This is a genomic window from Nocardia sp. BSTN01, assembly GCF_015354405.1.
Lineage (GTDB): Bacteria > Actinomycetota > Actinomycetes > Mycobacteriales > Mycobacteriaceae > Nocardia.
In genome coordinates this window covers 105,408-126,358 of sequence record NZ_JADKYP010000013.1, presented here as the reverse complement: position 1 = coordinate 126,358, position 20,951 = coordinate 105,408, and the positions used below count along the sequence as shown (strand labels likewise).

22 protein-coding genes are annotated in these 20,951 nt (G+C 68.6%); 11 read left to right on the top strand and 11 right to left on the bottom strand.

Annotated features, from left to right (window positions below; translation table 11 throughout):
- Positions 1-21 precede the first annotated feature (21 nt).
- The 5 genes from IRT45_RS13995 to IRT45_RS13975 all read left to right on the top strand — a co-directional run bounded on the left by IRT45_RS13995 (position 22) and on the right by IRT45_RS13975 (position 4,421).
- Complete coding sequence (locus tag IRT45_RS13995) at positions 22-1,020, top strand: acyl-CoA dehydrogenase family protein (RefSeq protein ID WP_194806276.1); 999 nt, start codon at positions 22-24, stop codon at positions 1,018-1,020.
- Positions 1,004-2,182: an acyl-CoA dehydrogenase family protein gene (locus tag IRT45_RS13990; RefSeq protein ID WP_194806275.1), complete on the top strand. Its 1,179-nt coding sequence runs from the start codon at positions 1,004-1,006 to the stop codon at positions 2,180-2,182. Before IRT45_RS13995 ends, IRT45_RS13990 begins: the two co-directional genes overlap by 17 nt.
- Before the next feature lie 9 nt (positions 2,183-2,191).
- A complete protein-coding gene (locus IRT45_RS13985; RefSeq protein WP_194806274.1) occupies positions 2,192-2,980 on the top strand; it encodes an enoyl-CoA hydratase in 789 nt (262 codons plus the stop codon).
- An 11-nt stretch (positions 2,981-2,991) separates the two neighbouring features.
- Positions 2,992-3,513 (top strand): hypothetical protein, encoded by a 522-nt coding sequence (locus IRT45_RS13980; RefSeq protein ID WP_194806273.1) that lies wholly within the window; start codon positions 2,992-2,994, stop codon positions 3,511-3,513.
- Between the two features lie 188 nt (positions 3,514-3,701).
- Positions 3,702-4,421, top strand: a complete 720-nt coding sequence (locus IRT45_RS13975) for a 3'(2'),5'-bisphosphate nucleotidase CysQ (protein ID WP_063002033.1) — start codon at positions 3,702-3,704, stop codon at positions 4,419-4,421.
- 65 nt (positions 4,422-4,486) lie between these two features.
- Here IRT45_RS13975 and IRT45_RS37745 read toward each other — a convergent pair whose 3' ends face one another.
- The 11 genes from IRT45_RS37745 to IRT45_RS13920 all read right to left on the bottom strand — a co-directional run bounded on the left by IRT45_RS37745 (position 4,487) and on the right by IRT45_RS13920 (position 15,162).
- On the bottom strand, positions 4,487-6,046 hold the full coding sequence (locus IRT45_RS37745; RefSeq protein WP_309240951.1) for a DUF4173 domain-containing protein: 1,560 nt from the start codon (positions 6,044-6,046) through the stop codon (positions 4,487-4,489).
- 453 nt (positions 6,047-6,499) lie between these two features.
- Positions 6,500-7,582: an ATP-binding protein gene (locus IRT45_RS13965; protein WP_194806272.1), complete on the bottom strand. Its 1,083-nt coding sequence runs from the start codon at positions 7,580-7,582 to the stop codon at positions 6,500-6,502.
- Positions 7,579-8,280 (bottom strand): response regulator transcription factor, encoded by a 702-nt coding sequence (locus IRT45_RS13960; protein WP_194806271.1) that lies wholly within the window; start codon positions 8,278-8,280, stop codon positions 7,579-7,581. Before IRT45_RS13960 ends, IRT45_RS13965 begins: the two co-directional genes overlap by 4 nt.
- Before the next feature lie 75 nt (positions 8,281-8,355).
- Entirely contained in the window at positions 8,356-9,159 is an 804-nt protein-coding gene (locus tag IRT45_RS13955; protein ID WP_194806270.1) for an inositol monophosphatase family protein, read from the bottom strand.
- 164 nt (positions 9,160-9,323) lie between these two features.
- A complete protein-coding gene (locus tag IRT45_RS13950) occupies positions 9,324-10,121 on the bottom strand; it encodes an acyl-CoA dehydrogenase family protein (protein WP_228534306.1) in 798 nt (265 codons plus the stop codon).
- Positions 10,122-10,261: 140 nt separating this feature from the next.
- Positions 10,262-11,359 carry an acyl-CoA dehydrogenase family protein gene (locus IRT45_RS13945; protein ID WP_194806269.1) on the bottom strand — a complete coding sequence of 366 codons (1,098 nt, stop codon included), beginning with the start codon at positions 11,357-11,359 and terminating at the stop codon, positions 10,262-10,264.
- 55 nt (positions 11,360-11,414) lie between these two features.
- Positions 11,415-11,831: a nuclear transport factor 2 family protein gene (locus tag IRT45_RS13940; protein WP_194806268.1), complete on the bottom strand. Its 417-nt coding sequence runs from the start codon at positions 11,829-11,831 to the stop codon at positions 11,415-11,417.
- On the bottom strand, positions 11,818-13,029 hold the full coding sequence (locus IRT45_RS13935; protein WP_194806267.1) for an amidohydrolase family protein: 1,212 nt from the start codon (positions 13,027-13,029) through the stop codon (positions 11,818-11,820). Before IRT45_RS13935 ends, IRT45_RS13940 begins: the two co-directional genes overlap by 14 nt.
- A 4-nt stretch (positions 13,030-13,033) precedes the next feature.
- Positions 13,034-13,375: a hypothetical protein gene (locus tag IRT45_RS13930; protein WP_194806266.1), complete on the bottom strand. Its 342-nt coding sequence runs from the start codon at positions 13,373-13,375 to the stop codon at positions 13,034-13,036.
- A complete protein-coding gene (locus IRT45_RS13925) occupies positions 13,362-14,627 on the bottom strand; it encodes an aromatic ring-hydroxylating dioxygenase subunit alpha (RefSeq protein WP_194806265.1) in 1,266 nt (421 codons plus the stop codon). The genes IRT45_RS13930 and IRT45_RS13925 overlap by 14 nt, the downstream gene beginning before the upstream one ends.
- A gap of 4 nt (positions 14,628-14,631) precedes the next feature.
- Complete coding sequence (locus tag IRT45_RS13920; protein WP_194806264.1) at positions 14,632-15,162, bottom strand: carboxymuconolactone decarboxylase family protein; 531 nt, start codon at positions 15,160-15,162, stop codon at positions 14,632-14,634.
- A gap of 295 nt (positions 15,163-15,457) precedes the next feature.
- Between IRT45_RS13920 and IRT45_RS13915 the strand changes: the two genes are divergently transcribed.
- From IRT45_RS13915 to IRT45_RS13890, 6 genes are read left to right on the top strand one after another with little or no spacing between them, the layout of a single operon-like run.
- Positions 15,458-15,763 carry a hypothetical protein gene (locus tag IRT45_RS13915; protein ID WP_194806263.1) on the top strand — a complete coding sequence of 102 codons (306 nt, stop codon included), beginning with the start codon at positions 15,458-15,460 and terminating at the stop codon, positions 15,761-15,763.
- 31 nt (positions 15,764-15,794) lie between these two features.
- Positions 15,795-16,973: an acyl-CoA dehydrogenase family protein gene (locus IRT45_RS13910; RefSeq protein ID WP_228534305.1), complete on the top strand. Its 1,179-nt coding sequence runs from the start codon at positions 15,795-15,797 to the stop codon at positions 16,971-16,973.
- Positions 16,973-17,737 (top strand): SDR family NAD(P)-dependent oxidoreductase, encoded by a 765-nt coding sequence (locus IRT45_RS13905; protein WP_194806262.1) that lies wholly within the window; start codon positions 16,973-16,975, stop codon positions 17,735-17,737. Before IRT45_RS13910 ends, IRT45_RS13905 begins: the two co-directional genes overlap by 1 nt.
- Positions 17,737-18,981, top strand: coding sequence for a CaiB/BaiF CoA-transferase family protein (locus IRT45_RS13900; protein WP_194806261.1), 1,245 nt, complete (start codon positions 17,737-17,739; stop codon positions 18,979-18,981). The genes IRT45_RS13905 and IRT45_RS13900 overlap by 1 nt, the downstream gene beginning before the upstream one ends.
- Entirely contained in the window at positions 18,971-19,810 is an 840-nt protein-coding gene (locus IRT45_RS13895) for an enoyl-CoA hydratase/isomerase family protein (RefSeq protein ID WP_194806260.1), read from the top strand. Before IRT45_RS13900 ends, IRT45_RS13895 begins: the two co-directional genes overlap by 11 nt.
- On the top strand, positions 19,803-20,948 hold the full coding sequence (locus IRT45_RS13890; protein WP_194806259.1) for a thiolase family protein: 1,146 nt from the start codon (positions 19,803-19,805) through the stop codon (positions 20,946-20,948). Before IRT45_RS13895 ends, IRT45_RS13890 begins: the two co-directional genes overlap by 8 nt.
- Positions 20,949-20,951: the final 3 nt, after the last annotated feature.

Here is a 20,951-nt window from a genome sequence, read left to right as displayed (position 1 = left end):
TGGCCAGAGAGGCGGTCCGGGATGCTTTTGGAGTTCGACTCCGAACAAAGACTCTGGCGTGACACCGTGCGCGAGGCGGTCGGCAAACAGTGTCCGGCGACGCTGATCCGCGAGATCGCCGACAAGGGCGGCGACCCGATGCCGTTGTGGCGCACCTACATCGAGCTGGGCTGGACCGAATTGACCGGCGACGCGGCCGCTGTCGAGCTGGCGATCGTGCTCGAGGAACTGGGCCGGGCCACCGATCCCACGCCGTATCTGGCCACGATGACCCAATTCGCTCCGCTGGCATCGGAATTCGCCGATCCGGCGGTGGCCGGCACGGCCGTGTACGACGGTGTGGACGCGGTTCTCGACGCCGATGGCTGGGTGCTCGGCGGCACCGCCCACCACGTCCTCGACGGCGACCGGGCAGAACGGTTCGCGGTGGTGACCAAGGCGGGTGTGTTCGTGGTGCCGGCGGCCGAGGTGCAGGTGCGCCGCAGCGCGGTCTTCGATCCGGTGCTGCACATCGCCGAGGTGCGCTTCGACGGCGTGCGCGCCGGACACGATCGGCGCAGCACCGTGGATGTGGCGCGGGCGCGCCAGTTCGCCGCCACCGGGATGGCCCTGACGATCGTCGGCGCCTGCCGGCGGATTCTCGACCTGGTGCTCGACCATGTGCGCACCCGCCACCAGTTCGGTGTGCCGATCGGGTCGCTGCAGGCGGTCAAACACAAGGCCGCCGATATGCATGTGGCCATCGAGCGGGCCCGGGTACTGGCCTATTTCGCGGCGCTGACCATCGCCGAGGACGACCCGCGCCGGGCGCTGGCGGCCTCGATGGCGAAGGCCGGCGCCGGGGAGTGCCAGAACGTGGTGTTCCGCAACGGTTTACAGCTGTTCGGAGCCATGGGATTCACCTGGGAGAACGACCTGCAGTTCGCGCTCAAACGAGCCCAGGCCGGCGAGCTGATGCTCGGCGGTGCGGCCGAACACCGGGCGCTGATCGCCGAGGAGTGCCGTGCAACTGAGATTTGACGACGACGTCGAGCGGTTCCGGGCCGAATTCGTGGCCTTCCTCGACGCCCATCTGCCCGATGCGGCCACCGCGAGCCGGCGGCGGTCGCATTCCAGTGCCGACGTGCCCGGATGGGCGCGCGACTGGCAGCGTCTGCAGTTCGATCACGGCTGGCTGCTGCCCGGCAATCCGCCCGAATTCGGCGGGCGCAATGCCACCATCCTGCAGCAGTACGTGCATCTGCAGGAACTGTCGAACCGGCGCATTTATCACAGCTTCAATCCGCAGGGCGTCGGAATCGTCGCCGCCTCGCTGCTGTCGTTCGGCACCGACGAGCAGAAAACCCGTTGGGCGAGAAGGATTCTGCGCGCCGAGATCACCGCCGCGCTCGGCATGAGCGAACCCGGCGCGGGATCGGATCTGGCCGGTCTGCGCACCCGCGCCGTGCGTGACGGCGACGAATTCGTCGTCGACGGGCAGAAGGTGTGGACCTCCGGCGCCCACGACGCCGATGTGCTGCTGACCTTCGTGCGCACCGACCCGGACGCGCCGAAACACAAGGGGATCAGCGTGCTGCTGATTCCCACCGACACCCCCGGCGTGACACGACGACCGTTCGCCTCGGTCTGCGGTCCGCACGATCTGGATTTCAACGAGGTGTTCTTCGAAGGTGCGCGGGTGCCGGCGGAGAACCTGGTCGGCCCGCTGCACGGGGGGTGGGGCGTCGCGAATGGTTCGCTCGGACACGAACGCACACTGCTGTGGTTGTCCTACGCGGACCGGCTCGAGGAACTGGCCGCCGATTTCGCCCCGGAGACGGTGCTCGATCGCGATCATTACGCCACATTGATCATGGACAGCTATGCCCTGCGGCTGCTCGGTTCGGCGGCGCTGGCCCGCGCCGCGCGCGGAGAACAGGATGTGGCGGCGCTGTCGGTGCTGAAGGTCTTCGGTTCCGAGGCGGTGCAGACCGCCTCCGGCCACGCCCTGCGCGCGCAGGCAGCCGGTGGCTTGATCCATCCGGCGCGGACCACGCCGTTCAACCCGCTGAATCTGGATGCCTTCGGCGCCAGCTGGTTCGAACGCTACACCCGCAGTTTCGCCGGGACGATCGCCGGCGGCACCTCCGAAATCCAGCGCAACATCATCGCCGAGCGCGTGCTCGGCCTGCCCCGAGGCTGAGGAATCGCCATGTCCTACATCGAATACGAGGTCGCCGACAAGATCGCGACCATCTCGCTCAACCGCCCGGAGGCCGCCAACGCCCAGAACGGCGAACTACTGGAAGAATTGGATGCCGCCTGGCAGAAGGCGGGCGCCGACGACGATGTCGCGGTGATCGTGTTGCGCGCCAACGGGAAACACTTCTCCGCCGGGCACGATCTCAAGGACCGTTCGTGGCCGGATCCGTCGACGATCACCCTGGAACGCATCTACGCCATCGAATCGAGGAAGTACCTCGAATTCTCGCTGCGCTGGCGCAACATCCCGAAACCGTCCATCGCCGCGGTGCAGGGCCGCTGCATCGCGGGTGGTTTGCTGCTGTGCTGGCCGTGCGATCTGATCGTCGCCGCCGAGGACGCCCAGTTCTCCGATCCGGTGGTGATGATGGGGATCGGAGGCGTCGAATATCACGGGCACACCTGGGAACTCGGGCCGCGTAAGGCCAAGGAGATCCTGTTCACCGGCCGGGCGGTCACCGCGCGCGAGGCCGAACAGATCGGCATGGTCAACAGTGTCGTCCCGCGCGACGAACTGGACTCCCGCACCCGGACACTGGCCGGACGCATCGCCGCGATGCCGCCGTTCGGTCTGCGCCAGGCCAAGCGCGCGGTCAACCAGACCCTCGATGTGCAGGGCTTCTACGCGGCCATCCAGTCGGTGTTCGACGTGCACCAGACCGGGCACGGTAATGCGCTCAGCGTCAACGGTTATCCGATTCTGGTGAACCTGGACGAGATGAAACAGAAAATCGAGTGAAGGGCATATCCATGCGCAACAAGATGATTCGCGGCGCGGCGGGTCTGTGCGGTATCGCGGTGATCGCGGCGGCGACCGTCACCGGCTGTAGTGACGACAAGTCCGACAGCACCGCCTCCACCACCACGGCGACCGCCGCGGCGACGACCTCCGCCGCCGCGCCCGCCGCGGGATCGGCGGCGGCCGACCCGGCGACCACCAAGGCGGTCACCGACGCCTATGTGCTGTTCTTCGACGCCAAACAGCCCGCCGACAAACGCGCCGCCGCGGTGGAGAAGGGCGACGTGTTCGCGCCGGTGCTGGCCGCCCAGGCCGGCAACCCGCAGGCACAGGGCACCTCCGCGACGGTCTCCAAGGTCACCACCGTCGACGCCGATCATGCCGATGTGACCTACACGCTGCTGATGGGCGGCAATCCGGTGCTGCCGGATCAGGCCGGGCAGGCCGTGCAGGAGAACGGGCAGTGGAAGGTCGCCGCCACCACCTTCTGCGCTCTGCTGAAGTTGCAGGGCGGCACCGCACCCGCCTGCTGATCGGCTGCTCCCGGCCCCCTGATCGCCCCGCAGCGGCAGGGGGCACGCCGCCGCGGCCGCACCGGCTGGCACACTGCAAGGGTCCCGCCGATCACCGCGGGGCGATGCGAGCGCCGGCCGAACGCCGGCGCGCCAGGTGCGCCCGGCCGGCGTCGGTTCGCCGTCCGGCGGGAGAGTGAGAACCGAATATGGACGACCACGCGGTGGCCGCCGAGCTCGCCCGGGAAGCCGGTGAGCTCCTGCTCGAGATCCGTGACCAGGGTGGTGCGGTCGGGGACCGGCGTTCCGACGAACTGCTGCTGAAGCGGCTCGCGGAGCTGCGGCCCGACGACGCGGTTCTCTCGGAGGAGAGCACCGACGATCCGATTCGCCTGTCCCGCAGCCGGGTCTGGATCGTCGACCCGCTCGACGGCACGCGCGAATACGGCCAGCCCCCGCGAGCGGATTGGGCCGTGCACGTGGCGCTGGCGGTGGACGGCCGCGCCGAGATCGGCGCCGTCGCGCTTCCGGTGCCCGGGCTGGTGCTGGAAACCGGTGCGCCGCCGGTACTCCCGCCCGCCCACGACGGCCCGCCGCGCATCGTCGTCTCCCGCAGCCGCCCACCCGCCTGCGTGCACCACCTCACCGCCGCGCTCGGCGCCGAGACCATCCCCATGGGTTCGGCCGGCGCCAAAGCGATGGCGGTCGTTCGTGGCGAAGCCGACATCTACGCCCACTCCGGCGGGCAGTACGAATGGGACTCCTGCGCCCCCGTCGCGGTGGCCGCCGCCGCGGGCCTGCACACCTCGCGCCTGGACGGCTCACCGCTGATCTACAACCAGCCCGACCCCTACCTCCCGGATCTGCTCATCTGCCGGCCGGAGCTGGCGGACGAAGTCCTGGAAGCCTTGCGGGACTTCGGCATCTGAGTAGTTGCGGCCCTCGGCGCCGCGATCCGTGTGCCGGGGCCGCCGTCACTGCGTGGTGCTCCCGGTCATTCGCCCGCGCGCATCCGGGCCAGGTTCCAGCTGTTCCAGGTCTCGTCATCGGGTCCGTGCGTGAGCCGCTGCCGCAGGTCGAGACGGATAGGTGCGGGAAGACGGTCGAGGACGGGGACGATATCGGCCGACAGCCCGGACAGATAGTCCACGTCGAGGTCTTCACCACGCTGCCAGCGATCGATGTTCTCCGAAGCGACCAGCGCCTCGGGATTCGCGACCGCGAGGAGCAGCAGCGCGATCACCGCGGTCGCGAGGGTGGTGCGCGGCAGCCACGCCGTTTCCAGGCGCAGAACCGCGACGATCACCAGCAGGTAGACGACACCGAGCCAGAGTTCACAGGTTCCGACCAGCAGACGCAGCACGGTGAATCCGTATGCCTGCTGATAGGTCCACATGCGGCCGAGCGCGGAGGCGATGATCACCAGGGTGAGCCCGCTGATCGTGCAGAGCAGTCCGCGCAGCCAGATGCGGTCGGTCGCCGAATCCCTGGTGGCCCGGTGCAATACGGGCAGGATGACGGCGGGGGTGAGCAGGGTGACCGCGGCCAGTTGCCAGAACCCGCTGCGCGCGTAGTCGGCGTAGGTCAGCCCGGCGGTGCGCTGCACATAGTCGTCGCCACCGAACAGGGCCACCAGCTGGGCGCTGAGGAACGACGCGAACAACACCGTCAGCGCGCCGACCGGCAGCGCCCATTCCAGTCGTGCCAGTGTGCGTTTCGCGGGTGCGCGTTGTGCCTCGGCAGGAGCCAGGGGACCGGCGAGCAGATACAACGCGCCCAGGGTTGCCGTACCGGCGAGCAGGAACAGCACGATCCATCGAGTGGTGGTGGCGGCGTCCATGCGCGGCACCAGCCCGGCGACGATGGCGGCGAAGGTAGCGTCGGCGCCCGCGAGCAGCGGCACGAACACCGCCAGGAGCACCACCGTGGCGACCACGGACGTTCCGAGCCGCCAGTGCCGTGCTCCGGTGCTGCCCTGCCGCCTGCCCTGCGCCGCGTACACCCAGGCGAGGGCGCCGGCCGAGGCCAGCGGGACCGCGATCGCGTCGTGGAACACTCCGCGCGCCGACGGCCGCCCGACCACCGCCAGCGACCCGCACACGGCCGCCGCGATCACGCAGAGCACGAACAACCACCCCGCGGCCCGGAACGTGCCCACCGCGAGCAGTGCGAGTGCGGCGGCCGCCCACCAGCGGCCGGGCCGGATCCGGCGCTCAGCGGGTGTATCCGACCGGACCGCGGCGCGCCGATGGACGGTGCCGACCGCGACCGCGGTAACGGAACCCGCCAGCAGCCAGCCGATTCCGGGCCGGTCCAGGGGCACGGTGGCCGCCGCGACCAGACCCGCGACCCCCGCGGCGGGCAGCACGCCCGCCGGGTAGACGACCCGTCGCCGGCGCGGCGGAACAGGTGGCGCAGATCCGGGATCGCCCGGTGCCCACTGCCTGCCGGACCGGGAGTGCTGCGGTCCGGGAGCTTGCCCGGGTAGCCAGGCGCCGCTGCCGGCGGTCAGCCGATCGTCCTTCGAGCCCCAGCGCGGTGGGTCGGCTGTCACGACTGCGGCGGTACCGGCGTTCCGGGACCACACCGGTGGATCGCTGTGCCCGGCTGCGGCCGAGGCGCCGGCGGCGGGGAAGTCGTTCGACGCGCCTCCTGTCGTATCGCCCACATCGTTGCCACCCGCGGTGTCCGCGGATGAACAGGGTTGCGGCGCAACCGGTTTCGCTTCACCCGCCGCAGGAGATGCCGGTGCGGATGTGACCTGATCATCCGAAACCTCCGGGACGTCCGGGCCCAGGGGGCCGTCCAGGGCCGGCGGGGTTCCGGCTCGCTCCGGTTCCGAGGAGGCGCCGGAGCGTGCCGGACGATCGTGGGCGGCGGAGACCACCTGTTCCGGTGTTCGCGTGCGGTCGGGGGTGGGTTCTTCGGGCACAGGCTGTTCCCTTCTGAGGGTGTGCGATACCGGCCCGGGACCGAATCGGTCTGGCGGGCTGCGGGTTTCGGGGTGTCAGTGGTGGTGCGGCGCGGTGGCCGGGAGTATCACGCGGATCCGTGAGCCGGGGTCGGCCATCGCGATGGAGCCGTGGTGCAGGTCGACCACCCAGCGCGCGATGGCGAGACCGAGTCCGGTGCCGCCGCCGTCGGTGCTGCCGCCACGGGTGAAGCGGTCGAAGATGCGTTCGCGTTGCGCGGGAGGGATGCCGGGGCCGTCGTCCTCGACATCGATGACCAGGTGTGCGCCCGCGGTGTGGGCGAGCAGGCGGACTTCGCCGCCGGCGGGGCCGTGCCGGGCGGCGTTGTCCAGCAGGTTCAGCAACACCTGGTGTAGGCGGGCGCGGTCGGCGTAGACGGTGGCGGTGGCGGGATCGATAGTGCTGCGGAAGTGGATACCGCGGCCCAGCGCCGCGGTCATGACCTCCGCCTCGGCGGTCACCGTCGCGAAAGTCGGTGCGATATCGAATTGTTCGCGGTCGAGCGGGATCGCTCCGGCCTCGATGCTGGACAGATCGAGGAGCTCGGAGACGAGCCGGCCGAGCCGTTCGGTCTGTGCCAGTGCGGTTTCCAGTGTTTTCGGATCAGGTTCGGATACGCCGTCCACCAGGTTCTCCAGCACGGCGTGCAAAGCGGTGATCGGGGTGCGCAACTCGTGCGAGACATTGGCGATCAGTTCGCGGCGCTGCCGGTCGGCGGCGGCGAGGTCGGTCGCCATCCGATTGAACGCGTCGGCCAGCTGGCCCACCTCGTCACGGGAGGACGCGCGCACCCGGCTGGTGTAGTCGCCGTGTGCCATGCGTTGCGCCGCGGCGGTCATCTCACGCAGCGGCGTGGTGATGCCGTGCGCCAGGAATTGGGACGACACCAGGGCGATGAGCATCGCGGTCAGTGTGGTCATCGGCGGCAGCCAGCCGATCCGGTGACTGAACCAGGCGAAGGCGAGCCCACCCGAGAAGGTCATCAGAACGGCCAGTTTGAGTTTGATGGATCGGATTCGATCCAGCGGTCGCGGTAGCCGATCCGACAGCTGAGTCACCAGGCTCGAAGCCCGGACATCGGCACGGTCGCCGGCGGCGATGCCGGTCCGCTCGCTCATCGGGTCTCCAGGGCATAGCCCACGCCGTGGACGGTGCGGATCAGGTCGGCGCCGAGTTTGCGTCGTAACGCCTTGATGTGGCTGTCGACGGCCCGGGTACCAGCCGCATCAGCCCAGTCCCAGACCTCTTCGAGGAGCCGCTCCCGGGCGAGCACGGCGCGCGGACGCCGGGCGAGACGGGCCAGCAGATCGAATTCCAGCGGCGTGAGCTGGGCTTCGACCCCGCCGCGCCAGACCCTGCGCTGATCGCTGTCGATGCGCAGATCGCCGACCACGGTGACCGCCCCGCGCTGATCACCGGCGCGTTCGACCCGCCGCAGCAGCGCATGCACACGCGCGGTGAGCACCCGCAGTGAGAACGGTTTGGTCAGATAGTCGTCCGCGCCCACACCGAGTCCGATCAGCTGGTCGGTTTCGTCGGTCCGCGCGGTGAGCATCAGCACCGGTATCGAGCGCTCGGCCTGGATCCGCCGGCACACCTCCAGGCCGTCGTAGCCGGGCAGCATGACGTCGAGGACCACCAGGTCCGGCTCGAACGTCTGCGCGGACGCCACCGCCGCCGGTCCGTCCGGGGCCGTGGCGACCGTGAACCCTTCGGCTCGCAGCCGCGCCGCGACCGATTCCGCGATCGTGGATTCGTCGTCCACGACCAGGATCCGCCGCGCCGGCGTGCCCTCCACCAGTGGGTTCTGTTCCATGCTCCGGGAGCCTAGCGATCTCGTGTGGAGAGAACCGGTATCAGTTGTGGAGATTCTGTGTGGGCGGCCGGGATATCAGTCGCGGCGGCGCACATACTCCAGTAACTCGTTGTGCAACAACCCGTTCGACGCGCCCGCACCCCCGCTGAGCGGGCTCGGGGTGCCGTCGAAGTCGGTGAAGGTGCCGCCCGCCTCGGTGACGATGACCGCGTTCGCGGCCATATCGCCCGGGGACAGCCGCGGATCGGCACAGATGTCGATCGCGCCCTCCGCGAGCATCATGTACGACCAGAATTCACCATAGGCGCGGGTGCGCCACACATCGCGGGACAGGGCGAGGAAGCTGTTCAGCCGGCCGTCCCCATCCCAGGCGGTGACGGTGGAGTACGCGAACGAGGCGTCGGTGAGGTTGGAAACGCTGGAGACCCGCAGGCGCGACGCCGAGGTCAGGCTGCGGCCGGTGAAGGCGCCGTGGTCCTTGGCGGCCCACCAGCGGCGGGCGAGGGCGGGCGCGGAGACGACACCGACGATGGGGCGATATCCGCCCGCGGACACCTCCAGCAGGGAGATCTGCGTGGCCCACAGCGGGACACCGCGCACATAGTTCTCGAGTCCCGTGATGGCGTCGACCACCCAGCAGCGCGGACCGCCACCCTCCAGTCCGTCGCCCGCACCCAGGACCGCGTCCCGCGGCCGGGACCGGCGCAGCTGGCCGCGGACAAGCTTCTCCACGGCGTTCTCGGCGTCGGTCACCGCGGCCATATCCGGTCTCGCCCGGACTGCGAGATCGAGGCCCTTGAACCGGTCCATATTCACCGCGTCGGCGGAATCGGCGAGGACATGGGCGAAACGGAGATCATCGTCGAGGTGGTCGTGCACCACTGCAAGCTATCCGCAGCCGATGGACACTGCCACCGCCTCGAGTGGGCTCATGCTGAACCAGGCGTGCAAACCTCGGGGCATTGCGCGGTTTTCCGCATGATTCGCCGAGGTTTGCACGATCTGTTCGCCCCCGAGCACCGCAGGCGCCGGCCGCGGACATCTCACAGCTGCGCGAGCCGCGGTGCGGTGCCGCGCGTGCGCACCCAGGCGCCCGCTTCCCGTGTCAGTTCCACTGCGCTGCCGAGCAATCCGTCGAGGATCAGGGCCCGGCGAGCGTGGCGATGGAAGTCGTGTTCGGCGGTGAATCCGATACCGCCCAGGACCTGTTGGCAGTGGCGGGCGGCGAGACGGGCGGCGTGGCCGGCGGCGGCTTTGGCCAGCAACGCGCCGAGGTCGGTGTCGGCGGTGGTGAGGGTGGCCTCGGCGCCCTCGATGGCTACCAGGGTTTCGGCCAGGCGGTGCCGGACGGCCTGGTGGGCGGCCAGCGGGCGGCCGAATTGGACCCGGTCGAGGGCGTGGCGGTGGGCGAGGTTCAGCATCGCGCGGCTCGTTCCTGCCAGCCACCAGGAGAGCGCGCGGCGGCCCTCGGCCAACGGGAGCGTCTCCCCGGCGGGCGCTCGGCGCAGCGGTAGCTCCGGGTCGAGCACCGGTGGAGCGGAGGACGAGACAGCGGCCCGCTCCCACACCATCCAGCGGCCACCGGTGAAGGGGAGCGCGACGATGGCCGGCAGGTCGCGGCCTGCGGCGTGCGCGATGACGTCGTTGAGTACGGGAGCGTGGGCGCCGGTCTCACCGAGCAGCCGGAATACCAGAGGTATTGCCACTTCCGGTGTGTCGGTGAGCAGGTCGAGCCAGCCGAAGTCGAGGAGTGCGCGATCGAGCGCCTCACCGGTGTTGCCGGTCATGGTGGCGCGCAGGCTGTGGGTCAGCAGCGCGATCTCATCGGCGTCCATGGTCATCCGTTCGAAACGTGGTGTGGTGCGGTGCAACCGGGGTCGCGGTCCGGTGTCGGCCGGACCGGGACCCCGGTTGCACCGCAGAGGGAGTCGAGGTTTCGGGCCACACTGGACGGTCACGCGGGGCATGCGAACACCGCGTCTCATTCTCGGCCCAGGTCGAGCAGGCGGCGCGCGATGATGTTGCGCTGGATCTCGGCGGTCCCGCCGTAGATCGTGGCCGCACGCGAATACAGATATTCGGTGCGCCATTCCTCGTCGTCGAATTCGACCGCGCCCGGGAGCATATCGCGCGCGGTGTCGAAGAGCTGCTGTTCGGCGGTGGCCAGCAGCACCTTGTCGATCGAGGTTTCGGGGCCGAGACGCTGCCCCTTTGCCGGCCGTCGCTGGGTGGCGTGCGAACGGCAGCGCACGGTGTGCAGGGCCAGATAGGCGGTCCCCAGAGCGGCGTCGTCGCGCAGGTCCGTGTCCGCGACCAGCGCGTCCAATCGGGTGAACAGGTAGGCGATGCGGTGCCAGAAGCAGGTGGACCGTTCGTGCGGCAGCAGATCCATCGCCACTCGCCACCCGTCTCCGGGCTTGCCGAGCATGCGCTCGCCGGGCACGACGACGTCGTCGAAATACACTTCGGCGAATTCGTCGACGCCGTGCATGGTCCGCAGTGGGCGCACGGTAATCCCGGGGGAGTCCATATCGACGAAGAACGCGGTAATGCCCTCGTGGCCCGGCGCGGTGCGGGTCAGCAGGACACAGCGGGCGGAGTACTGGGCCAAGCTGGTCCACACCTTCTGGCCGCTGACGATCCATTTGTCGCCGTCGGCAACGGCTTTGGTGCTCAGCGATGCCAGATCGCTACCGGAACCCGGTTCGGAGAACCCCTGGCACCACTGTTCGCGCCCCGACAGCAGCGCCGGCACCATCGCGGCGGCCAGTTCCGGCCGGGCGTAGGAGATCATCGTGGGCGCCAGCACTTCCACCATCGAGTAGATGCCGGGTTCGGCCAGGCCGCGGGTGGCGACTTCCTCACCGAGCACCGCTCGCAGCACCGCCGGCCCGCCGAGCCCGCCGACCTGTTCGGGCCAGCCGTAGCGCATCCAGCCCGCGTCGAAGAGGGCGCGCCGCACCCGGGCCAGCTGGGCGACCTGGCCGTCGAGGGTGCGGTCCGGGCCCGGCGTGAGGTCGTGGTCGACCAGCCACCGGCGCAGCTCGTCCCGGAACGTCGCGATTTCCGTGATACCCATATCTGTGATTGCCTCGATCACTCTGTGCGAACGCCACTTTCGGGCCGGATGCCGCTCAGACGGCAGGACGGTCGAATGCGTGCGGAATACCCGAGTCGTGGTCGCCGCTGCGCCGGATGAAGGTCATCGCGCGGGTCTTGATCCGCCAGCCCTCCTCGGTGCGTACGTAGGTGTCGCTGTAGTAGCCGATTCGCATGTCGTGGGTGGAGTGCTCGACGAAACACAACGTCTGCGTGCCGGAGGCGTTGTCACCGTCGAGTTCGAGCACCGGAGTGCCGGTCATGAACAGGCCCTTGGGCGCGGCGGCCACCAACTCGGGGAAGATGTCGAGGGTGTAGGTGTCGCCGAAGGCGCTGTAGGTACCGTCGGATGCGAAAACCTTGACCAGTCCCTCGATATCGCCTTTCGTGATGGTCACCGCATAGCGCGCCAGCAGCTGCTGGATCTCGAGCAGATCGTCATTTCTGGACATACACTTTTCCGCCTTTCATCACGAATCGCACGTCCTGGGTCACGGTGATGTCGTCGACGGGATCGCCTGGCACACCGATGATGTCGGCGAGCAGGCCGGGGGCGATCCGGCCGCGGTCGTCGGCGTCGATGAGTTCGGCGGCGTTGACCGTGCCCGCTCGCAACACGTCGATGGGCTTCAGTCCGCGGTCGACCAGCGCCACCAGTTCGTCGGCGTTGCGGCCGTGCGGGATGGCCGGCGCATCGGTGCCGACCGCGATGCGTACCCCCGCGTCGTAGGCGGCCTTGACCGACAGGCGCGCCTTCGGGAACATTTCGGCGGCCTTGGCCCGCAGCGCCGGATCGGCCTTGGAGACATCCATGGCGTCGGCCAGGCGGGTGGTGGGCACCAGCCAGGTGCGGGCGGCGACCATCTGCGCGATGGTCTCGTCGTCGATCAGGAAACCGTGTTCGATGCAGTCGATTCCGGCGGCGATGGCGTGCCGGACCGCCTCCGCTCCGTGCGTGTGCGCGGCGACCTTGAGCCCGCGCCGATGCGCCTCGTCGACGATCGCGCGCAGTTCCTCGTCCGAATAGTGTTGTGCGCCAGGCGCTCCGGTGAGCGACATGACGCCGCCGGAGACACAGATCTTGATCAGCTGGGCGCCGTACTTGATCTGGTAGCGCACCGCCCGGCGCACCTCGTCCACACCGTTGGCGATGCCCTCCTCGATGGTGAGATGCAGGACGTCGGGCATGAACGCGGAGAACATGGTCGGATCCAGATGACCACCCGTGGGGGTGATGGCGTGCCCGGCCGGCACGATCCTGGGACCGTCCACCCATCCCTTGTCGATCGCCTTGCCCAGCGCCACATCGAGCAGATAGCCACCGGTTTTGACGAACAGGCCCAGATTGCGCACGGTGGTGAATCCCGCACGCAGGGTGCGGCGGGCGTTACCCACCGCGCGCAGCACCCGCGTGGCCGGATCGTCGGTGACGCTGGAGGCCAGTCCGGTTTCCCCGCGCCCGCCCATGAGCAGGTTGACTTCCATATCCATCAGGCCGGGTAAGAGCACCAGATCGCCGAGATCGACGATCTCGCCCTCGGGTTCGCCGCCCACGCCGACGATGCGGTCGTCTGCCACCCGGACCACGCCGGGACGGATGATCTCACCGGAATCGATGTCGAGCACACCGGCGGCCTTCAGCGTCAGCATCGGCCTACACCACCGTCTCGCGCACGAGATTCAGATAGGCCGCGCCCGAATCGGGCACCCGCGGCTGCTTCCACACCTCGACCGGGAACGACACCATGATCAACGACTGCATCAGATGCGTCAGATACCGTGCGTCGTCGGGCATATCGTCGAGCGGGAACTGGTCCAGATAGTCGAGCGCCTCCTCGAGCCGGGGGAATACGGCGTCGTAGAACGCTTGCATCTGCGCCATATCGGAGGCGAGCCGCTTGCGATAGCGTTCGGGCTCGGTGTCGATGATCCAGTCGGAGAACTTCTCCAGTTCGGCGAATTCCCCGGGCAGTTTCTTCGTCTCAGACGTCGGCATCGCGGTACTCCTGAACTTTGCGCTGCGCGACATGATGCAGATGCCGCAGCAGAACTTCCTGGTCGTTGAGCGGGAATTCCTTGACGACACTGGTTTCCAGCATCGTCTGGGTGGCCTCCAGTGTGTTGGCGTCCTGCAACGCGTATTCCTTGAACGTCACGCCGGTCAATTCCTGGCGCAGCCGTTCGCGGGCGTTCTTGGGCGGTGTGAAATACAGGTTCGCCTCGAAGATGTGCGTGCGCACCGAGGTGGGCCACCAGTTGTAGGTGAGGAACCAGCCCGGCGCCCACACCAGGATCGCGAAATTGGGAAATACATCGAATTCGTCCACGCCCCACGCACGATGGCCGGACGGATTGATGCCGGGGGGCATGGGATCCAGCCCCTCGATATCGGGCCGGTCCCACGGTCCGAACAGCCCCGAGCGCAGCACGCGCTCGATCGGCTTGACCATGTCCAGGTCCTTCGGCGGTGCCATACCGCCCCACGAGGACACCATGGAATGGGGAGTGTCGATCTGATAGTGCAGGGCCTCGAAGCCGACGTCGGCCAGTTTGTCGGCCTCGTCCTTCACGGCTTGCTTCATATGCAGGATCGGCGCGTGGTAGAACTCGGCGAAAGCGTCGATGAACAGTTTCCAGTTGCTGCTCACCTCGGCCTTGTAGCTGTAGACCTCGGTGAATTCGTGGAAGGGAAATCCTTCCAGTCCCTTCACCATCGGGCCGAGGTAATCCTGCAGCGGCGGGGCCTCGGGGTCGACATTGACGAAGATGAACCCCTCCCACACCTCGCAGCGCACATCGGCGAGGCCGTAGTCGGCCTTGTCCATGCCGAAGAATTCCTTCTCCTGCTGGACGAAGGTGCAGGTGCCGTCGAGGTTGTAGCGCCAGGCGTGGTACTTGCAGGTGAACTGCCGGCAGGTGCCGGAGGTCTCCTCGTTCGGGAAGTCGTCCCACACGAGTTTGTTGCCGCGGTGGCGGCAGATGTTGTGGAAGGCGCGGATCACATCGTCGGTGCCGCGCACGATGATCAGCGAAGTCCCGATGCAGGCCAGTTCCTTGGTGAAGTAGCTGCCTCTGCGCGGCAGCAGCACGTCGCGGCCGACGCACAGCCAACTCTTGCGGAAGATGGCGTTGCGCTCGTCCTCGTAGAACTGCGGGTCGATCGAATCGGTGTAGTCGACGGTGCCGGTCCCCAATTCGGGATAGTTCTCGGTCCAGCTTCCGGCGGCTGGTTTGCTGAAGTGCGGCAAGGGTTTACCTCTCGTGATCGGGCTGGATGCCGAAGGTGTTGAAGGCCATCGCGACCATGGCGTAGCCGCCGACGGTGAAGACCAGATCCATGCGCTGGCGTTCGTCGAGGTAGTCGCTCAACGCGGCCCAGGTGGTGTCCGACAGCTGCGACTTCTCGTCGAGTTCGTCGACCGCCGCGAGCAGCAGCCGATCGAACTCGCCGGTGAGCCGCCCGTCGCGGATCCCGTCGACATCGGCGTCGGACAGACCGGTGGAATCGGCCATCGCGACATGGTGGGCCCATTCGTAGGCGCACTGACGGCGGTGCGCGATACGCAGGATCGCGATCTCGCGCACGCGCGGCGGCAAGGTGGATCGGAACAGCAAGTAGACACCGAAGCCGAGATACGCCTCGGCCAGGTCCGGATGTCTGGCCAGAGCCGCCATCGCGGGTCCGGCGCCGTCGGGATTGCGCCGAGCACGTGGCAGCAGAGCGGCCAGGGCGCCGCGGGTCCGATCGTCCCATTGATCGGCCGGCAGGGGCGGCAGGCGCATCCTCTCCTCCTCTCATTCAGGAGAATGACATTCTCCTCAACGGACCAATAGATTTTCACGTGAGGGGCCGACTCGTCAACGTTCGGCGCGAACCTTGTGAAAATCCCTGATCAGAGCCGGTCCGATCGAGGTGTGCGGAGTGTCGGCCGGTTGCCGTCGTCGGCGGCGCCACTCGTTCGGCGAGGCCGGCGGCAGCGGGTGGCAGGCGATCCCAGCGCAGAAGTAGAAGGTTGATTCTCCAAATATGAGAAGATAGTTTTCTAGTTGGATAGTCCAGGAAAGAGGAGTCGAGAGCATGGCAGCCCTGCGTCCCGGTGAACAGCTCGCCAGCACCGTCTGCGGCACCAAGGTGGTGGTGGTGCGCGCGCCCGCCGATGCCGATCCCGTAGTGACCTGTGGCGGAAGCCCTCTGGTTCCCGCCGCGAGCGCGCCGCCGGTCGCCCCCGCCGCGGGGGATCCGGTGACACTGATCGGCAAGCGCTACGTCGACGCCGCCGATACCGTCGAATTGCTCTGCACCAGTTCGGGTTCCGGCGAACTGAGCTGCGACGGCGCCCCCATGACGATCAAGGCGGCCAAGGCGCTGCCGGCCTCGGACTGAGGGGTGTGGTGACCGGAGAGCAGGAGTGCGCATGTCCGCCGGAATGACCTTCGAACCGACCGAGGACCAGCAGTTGATCCGCTCGGCGGTGGCCGAACTGTGCCGCAAATTCGACGACCGCTACTGGATGCGGAAGGATCAGGACCACGAATTCCCCACGGAGTTCTATCAGGCGATCGCCGCCGGCGGCTGGCTCGGCATCACCATCCCCGAGGAGTACGGCGGCCACGGGCTGGGCCTGACCGAGGCGACCATCCTCGCCGAAGAGGTCGCCCGCTCGGGTGGCGGAATGAACGCCGCCACCGCGATTCACCTGTCCATCTTCGGCATGCAGCCGGTGGTCAGATATGGCTCCGAGGAACTCAAGCGGCGCACGCTGCCGCGAGTGGCGGCCGGAGACCTGCACGTCTGCTTCGGGGTCACCGAACCGGGCGCGGGCCTGGACACCAGCCGGATCACGACCTTCGCCCGCCGCGACGGCGACCACTACATCGTCAACGGCCGCAAGGTGTGGATTTCCAAGGCACTGGAGTCGGAGAAGATCCTGCTGCTGACCCGGACCACCGGCTACGACGAAGTGACGCGCAAAACCGACGGAATGACCCTGTTCCTCACCGATATCGACCGCGCGCACATCGACATCCGCCCGATCACCAAGATGGGCCGCAACGCGGTCTCCTCCAACGAGGTGTTCATCGACGACCTGCGGATCCCGGTCGAGGATCGCGTGGGCGAAGAGGGCGAGGGGTTCCGCTATCTGCTCGACGGACTGAATCCGGAGCGGATGCTCATCGCCGCCGAGGCGCTCGGCATCGGGCGCGTCGCGCTGGACCGGGCGGTCAAATACGCCGGTGAGCGCGTGGTCTTCGACCGGCCGATCGGCATGAATCAGGGCATCCAGTTCCCGCTCGCCGACTCACTGGCCCACCTGGATGCCGCGGAACTGGTGCTGCGCAAGGCGACCTGGCTCTACGACCACGGCAAACCCTGTGGCCGCGAGGCGAATACGGCCAAATACCTGTGTGCCGACGCCGGCTTCACCGCCGCCGACCGCGCCATGCAGACCCACGGCGGGATGGGATACGCCGAGGAATACCACGTGGCCCGCTACTTCCGCGAGGCGCGCGTCATGCGCATCGCCCCCGTCAGCCAGGAAATGATCTTGAACTACCTGGGTTCGCACACATTGGGATTGCCGAGGAGCTACTGATGCCGGCACGAGGACTTTTCGATCTGACCGGGCGCGCGGCCATGGTCACCGGCGCCGCGGGCGGCATCGGATCGGCAGTGGCGCAGGCGCTCGCGACCGCTGGCGCCGCGGTACTGGTCACCGACGTCGACGCCGCCGCCGCGGCGGCGGTGGCCGACAAGATCGTCGGCGCCGGTGGGCGCGCTGCGAGTTGTGCACTGGACGTATCCGACCGTGCCGCAGCCGATTCCGCGGCCGAACAGGGCGCGGCGCTGGCCGGCGGGACGCTGCACATCGTGGTCAACAACGCCGGTGTGACGGCGCCGGCGATGTTCGGCGCCACCACCGTGGATTCGATGCGCCGCCTCTACGACATCCACGCCCTGGGCACCTTCAACTGCGCACAGGCGGCGCTGCCCTACCTGCCGACCGACGGCACCGGGCGCATCATCAATGTCACCTCCTCGGCCGGGCTGACCGGAACTCTGGGGCAGGTGAACTATTCGGCCGCCAAGGCCGCGATCGTGGGCATCACCAAATCGCTGGCCCGGGAGCTGGCCCGCAAGAACATCCTGGTGAACGCGCTGGCGCCGCTGGCGGCCACCCCGATGACCACGACCATCCGCACCGACGAGAAGTTCGCTGCGCAGATGCTGAACCGAATTCCGTTGCGCCGCTGGGCCGAACCGGACGAGGTGGCCGGTGCGTTCGTCTTCCTGGCCTCCGACGCCGCCTCGTTCGTCACCGGGCAGGTGCTGCCGGTGGACGGCGGCATGGTGATGTGATGATCATCGATCCGCAGGCGGCGGGCCCACTCGCCGGGGTGACGGTGGTGACGCTGGAACAGGCGGTGTCCGCGCCGATGTGCACGCGCACCCTCGCCGACTTCGGAGCCCGGGTGATCAAGGTGGAGAACCCGGACGGCGGCGATTTCGCCCGCTACTACGACGACGTGGTCGAGGGCCAGGCCGCGCATTTCGTCTGGGTCAACCGCGGTAAGGAATCGGTGACGCTCGACCTGAAATCGGTTGCGGGCGTCGATCTTCTGCATCGACTGCTGGACCGTGCCGATGTGCTGGTCGCCAATCTCGCCCCCGGCGCCCTCGACCGGCTGGGATTGTCGACCGCGCAGTTGGAGAGCCGGCACCCGGATCTGATCTCGCTGACCATCGACGGATTCGGCGCGGGCGGGCCCCTGTCGCACAAACGCGCCTACGACCTGCTGGTCCAAGCCGAGGCCGGAGTGTGCGCGGTGACCGGCACGGCCGGCGCGCCCGCCAAACCCGGCCCGCCGGTGGCGGATGTGACCACGGGACTGTACGCGGCCCTGTCGATCGTGGCCTCGCTGTGCGGGCGGCTGCGGCGCGGGCCGGGCCCGGGCACCGCGATATCGGTGAGCCTGTTCGACACCATGGCCGAGATGATGGGCTATCACCTCACCTACGCCCGGCACAGCGGAATCGACCAGCAGCCGCTCGGTATGAGTTCTCCGGCGGTAGCGCCCTACGGCGCATATGCCACGGCCGACGGGCAGACCGTGGTGCTGGGGACGACGAACGACCGGGAATGGCAGCGGCTGGCCCGCGACATTCTCGAACGCCCCGATCTCGCCGCCGACGACCGTTTCCGCACCAATCCCGGCCGTGTCGCCCATCGCGGCGAACTCGACGACGCGATCGGGACCTGGTGTGCGCGACACGGTCTGGCCGAAATCCAAGCGGCGGCCGACACCGCCGGAATCGGCAACGCGCGCTACAACCGGCCGAGCGAGGTCCTGGCCCACCCGCAACTGTCCGAACGCGACCGCTGGCGCGGTATCGACACCCCGGCCGGGCCGATTCCCTCCCTGCTGCCCCCGGCCGTGATCGAGGGCTTCCACCCGCCGATGGGCGCGGTACCGGGCCTGGGGGAGCACACCGATGCCGTACTGGCCGAAATCGGCTGCAGCGCAGACGACATCGACCGATGGCGAGCGGCGGGCGCGATCGGACGCCGATACCTCGGGACCGGTGCCGCCAATGTCCGATGACACGGTCCTGCACTGCGCCGATCACGCGGGTGTGCGGACGCTGACCTTGAATCGGCCGCATCACAAGAACGCGATCGACGCCGAACTGTGGGCCGCGCTGCAGGACGTGCTGCGCGCCACCGCGACAGACCTGGAAGTGCGTGTGGTGGTTCTCACCGGCGCGGGTGGTGAATTCTGTTCCGGCGCCGACATTTCCACCCCCGACAACACCCATCCGACCTACCGGATGCGGGCGCTGACCGAGGTGGCGCTGGCCCTGCACGAGCTACCGATGCCGACCGTGGCGAAGGTGCGCGGCGTGGCCGTCGGTGCCGGGTGGAATCTCGCGCTCGGTTGCGACTTCGTCGTGGCGACCCCGCAGGCCCGGTTCTCCCAGATCTTCGCCCGGCGCGGACTGTCCCCGGATCTGGGCGGCACCTGGCTGCTGCCCAGGATCGCCGGGTTGCAGCAGGCGAAAAGGCTTGCGCTGCTGGGCGAGACGATCGACGGCGAACAGGCGCGTGAGCTGAACCTCGTGACGTGGCTGCGCGAGGACGCCGAGATCGACGCGTTCGTCGACGATCTGGCGGCGCGGCTGGCGGGGGGCCCGCCGGTGGCGCTGGCCCAGACCAAGGCCCTGCTCAACGAGGGCGCCGACCGCAGTCTGCGGGAGGCGCTGGCCGGGGAGGCACGGGCACAGGGCATCAATTTCGCCACCGCCGACGCACCGGAGGCCTTCGCCGCCTTCGCCGAGAAACGTCCACCTCGGTTCACCGGCCGCTGGACGGTGACCAGGCCGCCGATCCGCCGTACGGATCGGCCCGACAAGGAAAGTCGAACAGATGCGTGAGGTAGTCATCGCCGCGGCGGTCCGCACCCCGATCGGCAAACGCAACGGCGCCCTGGCCGGCATCCACCCCGCGGACCTGTCCGCGCGGGTGCTGTCCGCGCTGGCCGAGCGCACCGGTCTGGACCCGGCCCTCGTCGAGGACGTGATCTGGGGATGTGTCTCCCAGGTCGGCGACCAGTCCTCGAATATCGGCCGCTACGCGGTACTGGCCGCGGGCTGGCCGGAAGCCGTCCCCGGCACCACGATCAACCGCGCGTGCGGATCCAGCCAGCAGGCAGTCGATTTCGCCGCCGCCGTGGTCGGTTCGGGGCAGCAGGACCTGGTGATCGCCGGCGGTGTGGAGGTGATGAGCCGGGTGCCGCTGGGCTCGGCCCGCGCCACCGGCATGCCGTACGGGCCGAAAGCCCGTGCCCGCTATGACGATTTCTCCTTCGACCAGGGGATATCGGCCGAACTGATCGCCGAGAAGTGGGGTTTCAGCCGTACGCGCCTCGACGACTACGCCGCGCGCTCACACGAGCTGGCTGCCGCGGCCGTCGACCGTGGGGCCTTCGACGATCAGATCGTCGACGTGCCCGCTGGTTCCGCCACGATCGCTGCCGACGAGGGCATTCGCCGCGGCACCTCCGCCGAGACGCTGGCCAGGCTGAAACCGGCCTTCCGCGACGACGGCGTGATCCACGCCGGCAATTCGTCGCAGATCTCCGACGGCGCGGCCGCGGTGCTGGTCACCACCCCGGACCGGGCGCGTGAGCTGGGCCTGACCCCGCTGGTCCGCTACCGCGCGGGCGCGGTGACCGGGGCCGATCCGGTGTTGATGCTCACCGGCCCGATCCCGGCGACGGAGAAGGTCCTGCGCCGGTGCGGGCTGTCGCTCGCCGACATCGGGGTGTTCGAGGTGAACGAGGCGTTCGCGCCGGTGCCGCTGGCCTGGCTGGCCGAAACCGGCGCCGACCTCGACCGGGTGAATCGGCTGGGCGGAGCGATCGCACTCGGCCATCCGCTCGGAGCCTCGGGCGCGGTACTGCTGACCCGCATGATTCATCACATGCGCGACAACGGCATTCGCTACGGCCTGCAAACCATGTGCGAGGGCGGCGGTACCGCCAACGCCACCGTCGTCGAACTGCTGAACTGATCG

Coding starts and splice junctions, on each gene's coding strand:
- IRT45_RS13995 (WP_194806276.1), top strand. CDS start 22: ATGCTTTTGGAGTTCGACTCCGAACAAAGACTCTGGCGTGACACCGTG.
- IRT45_RS13985 (WP_194806274.1), top strand. CDS start 2,192: ATGTCCTACATCGAATACGAGGTCGCCGACAAGATCGCGACCATCTCG.
- IRT45_RS13980 (WP_194806273.1), top strand. CDS start 2,992: ATGCGCAACAAGATGATTCGCGGCGCGGCGGGTCTGTGCGGTATCGCG.
- IRT45_RS13975 (WP_063002033.1), top strand. CDS start 3,702: ATGGACGACCACGCGGTGGCCGCCGAGCTCGCCCGGGAAGCCGGTGAG.
- IRT45_RS13965 (WP_194806272.1), bottom strand. CDS start 7,582: ATGAGCGAGCGGACCGGCATCGCCGCCGGCGACCGTGCCGATGTCCGG.
- IRT45_RS13960 (WP_194806271.1), bottom strand. CDS start 8,280: ATGGAACAGAACCCACTGGTGGAGGGCACGCCGGCGCGGCGGATCCTG.
- IRT45_RS13950 (WP_228534306.1), bottom strand. CDS start 10,121: ATGACCATGGACGCCGATGAGATCGCGCTGCTGACCCACAGCCTGCGC.
- IRT45_RS13945 (WP_194806269.1), bottom strand. CDS start 11,359: ATGGGTATCACGGAAATCGCGACGTTCCGGGACGAGCTGCGCCGGTGG.
- IRT45_RS13940 (WP_194806268.1), bottom strand. CDS start 11,831: ATGTCCAGAAATGACGATCTGCTCGAGATCCAGCAGCTGCTGGCGCGC.
- IRT45_RS13935 (WP_194806267.1), bottom strand. CDS start 13,029: ATGCTGACGCTGAAGGCCGCCGGTGTGCTCGACATCGATTCCGGTGAG.
- IRT45_RS13930 (WP_194806266.1), bottom strand. CDS start 13,375: ATGCCGACGTCTGAGACGAAGAAACTGCCCGGGGAATTCGCCGAACTG.
- IRT45_RS13920 (WP_194806264.1), bottom strand. CDS start 15,162: ATGCGCCTGCCGCCCCTGCCGGCCGATCAATGGGACGATCGGACCCGC.
- IRT45_RS13915 (WP_194806263.1), top strand. CDS start 15,458: ATGGCAGCCCTGCGTCCCGGTGAACAGCTCGCCAGCACCGTCTGCGGC.
- IRT45_RS13910 (WP_228534305.1), top strand. CDS start 15,795: ATGTCCGCCGGAATGACCTTCGAACCGACCGAGGACCAGCAGTTGATC.
- IRT45_RS13905 (WP_194806262.1), top strand. CDS start 16,973: ATGCCGGCACGAGGACTTTTCGATCTGACCGGGCGCGCGGCCATGGTC.
- IRT45_RS13900 (WP_194806261.1), top strand. CDS start 17,737: ATGATCATCGATCCGCAGGCGGCGGGCCCACTCGCCGGGGTGACGGTG.
- IRT45_RS13895 (WP_194806260.1), top strand. CDS start 18,971: ATGTCCGATGACACGGTCCTGCACTGCGCCGATCACGCGGGTGTGCGG.
- IRT45_RS13890 (WP_194806259.1), top strand. CDS start 19,803: ATGCGTGAGGTAGTCATCGCCGCGGCGGTCCGCACCCCGATCGGCAAA.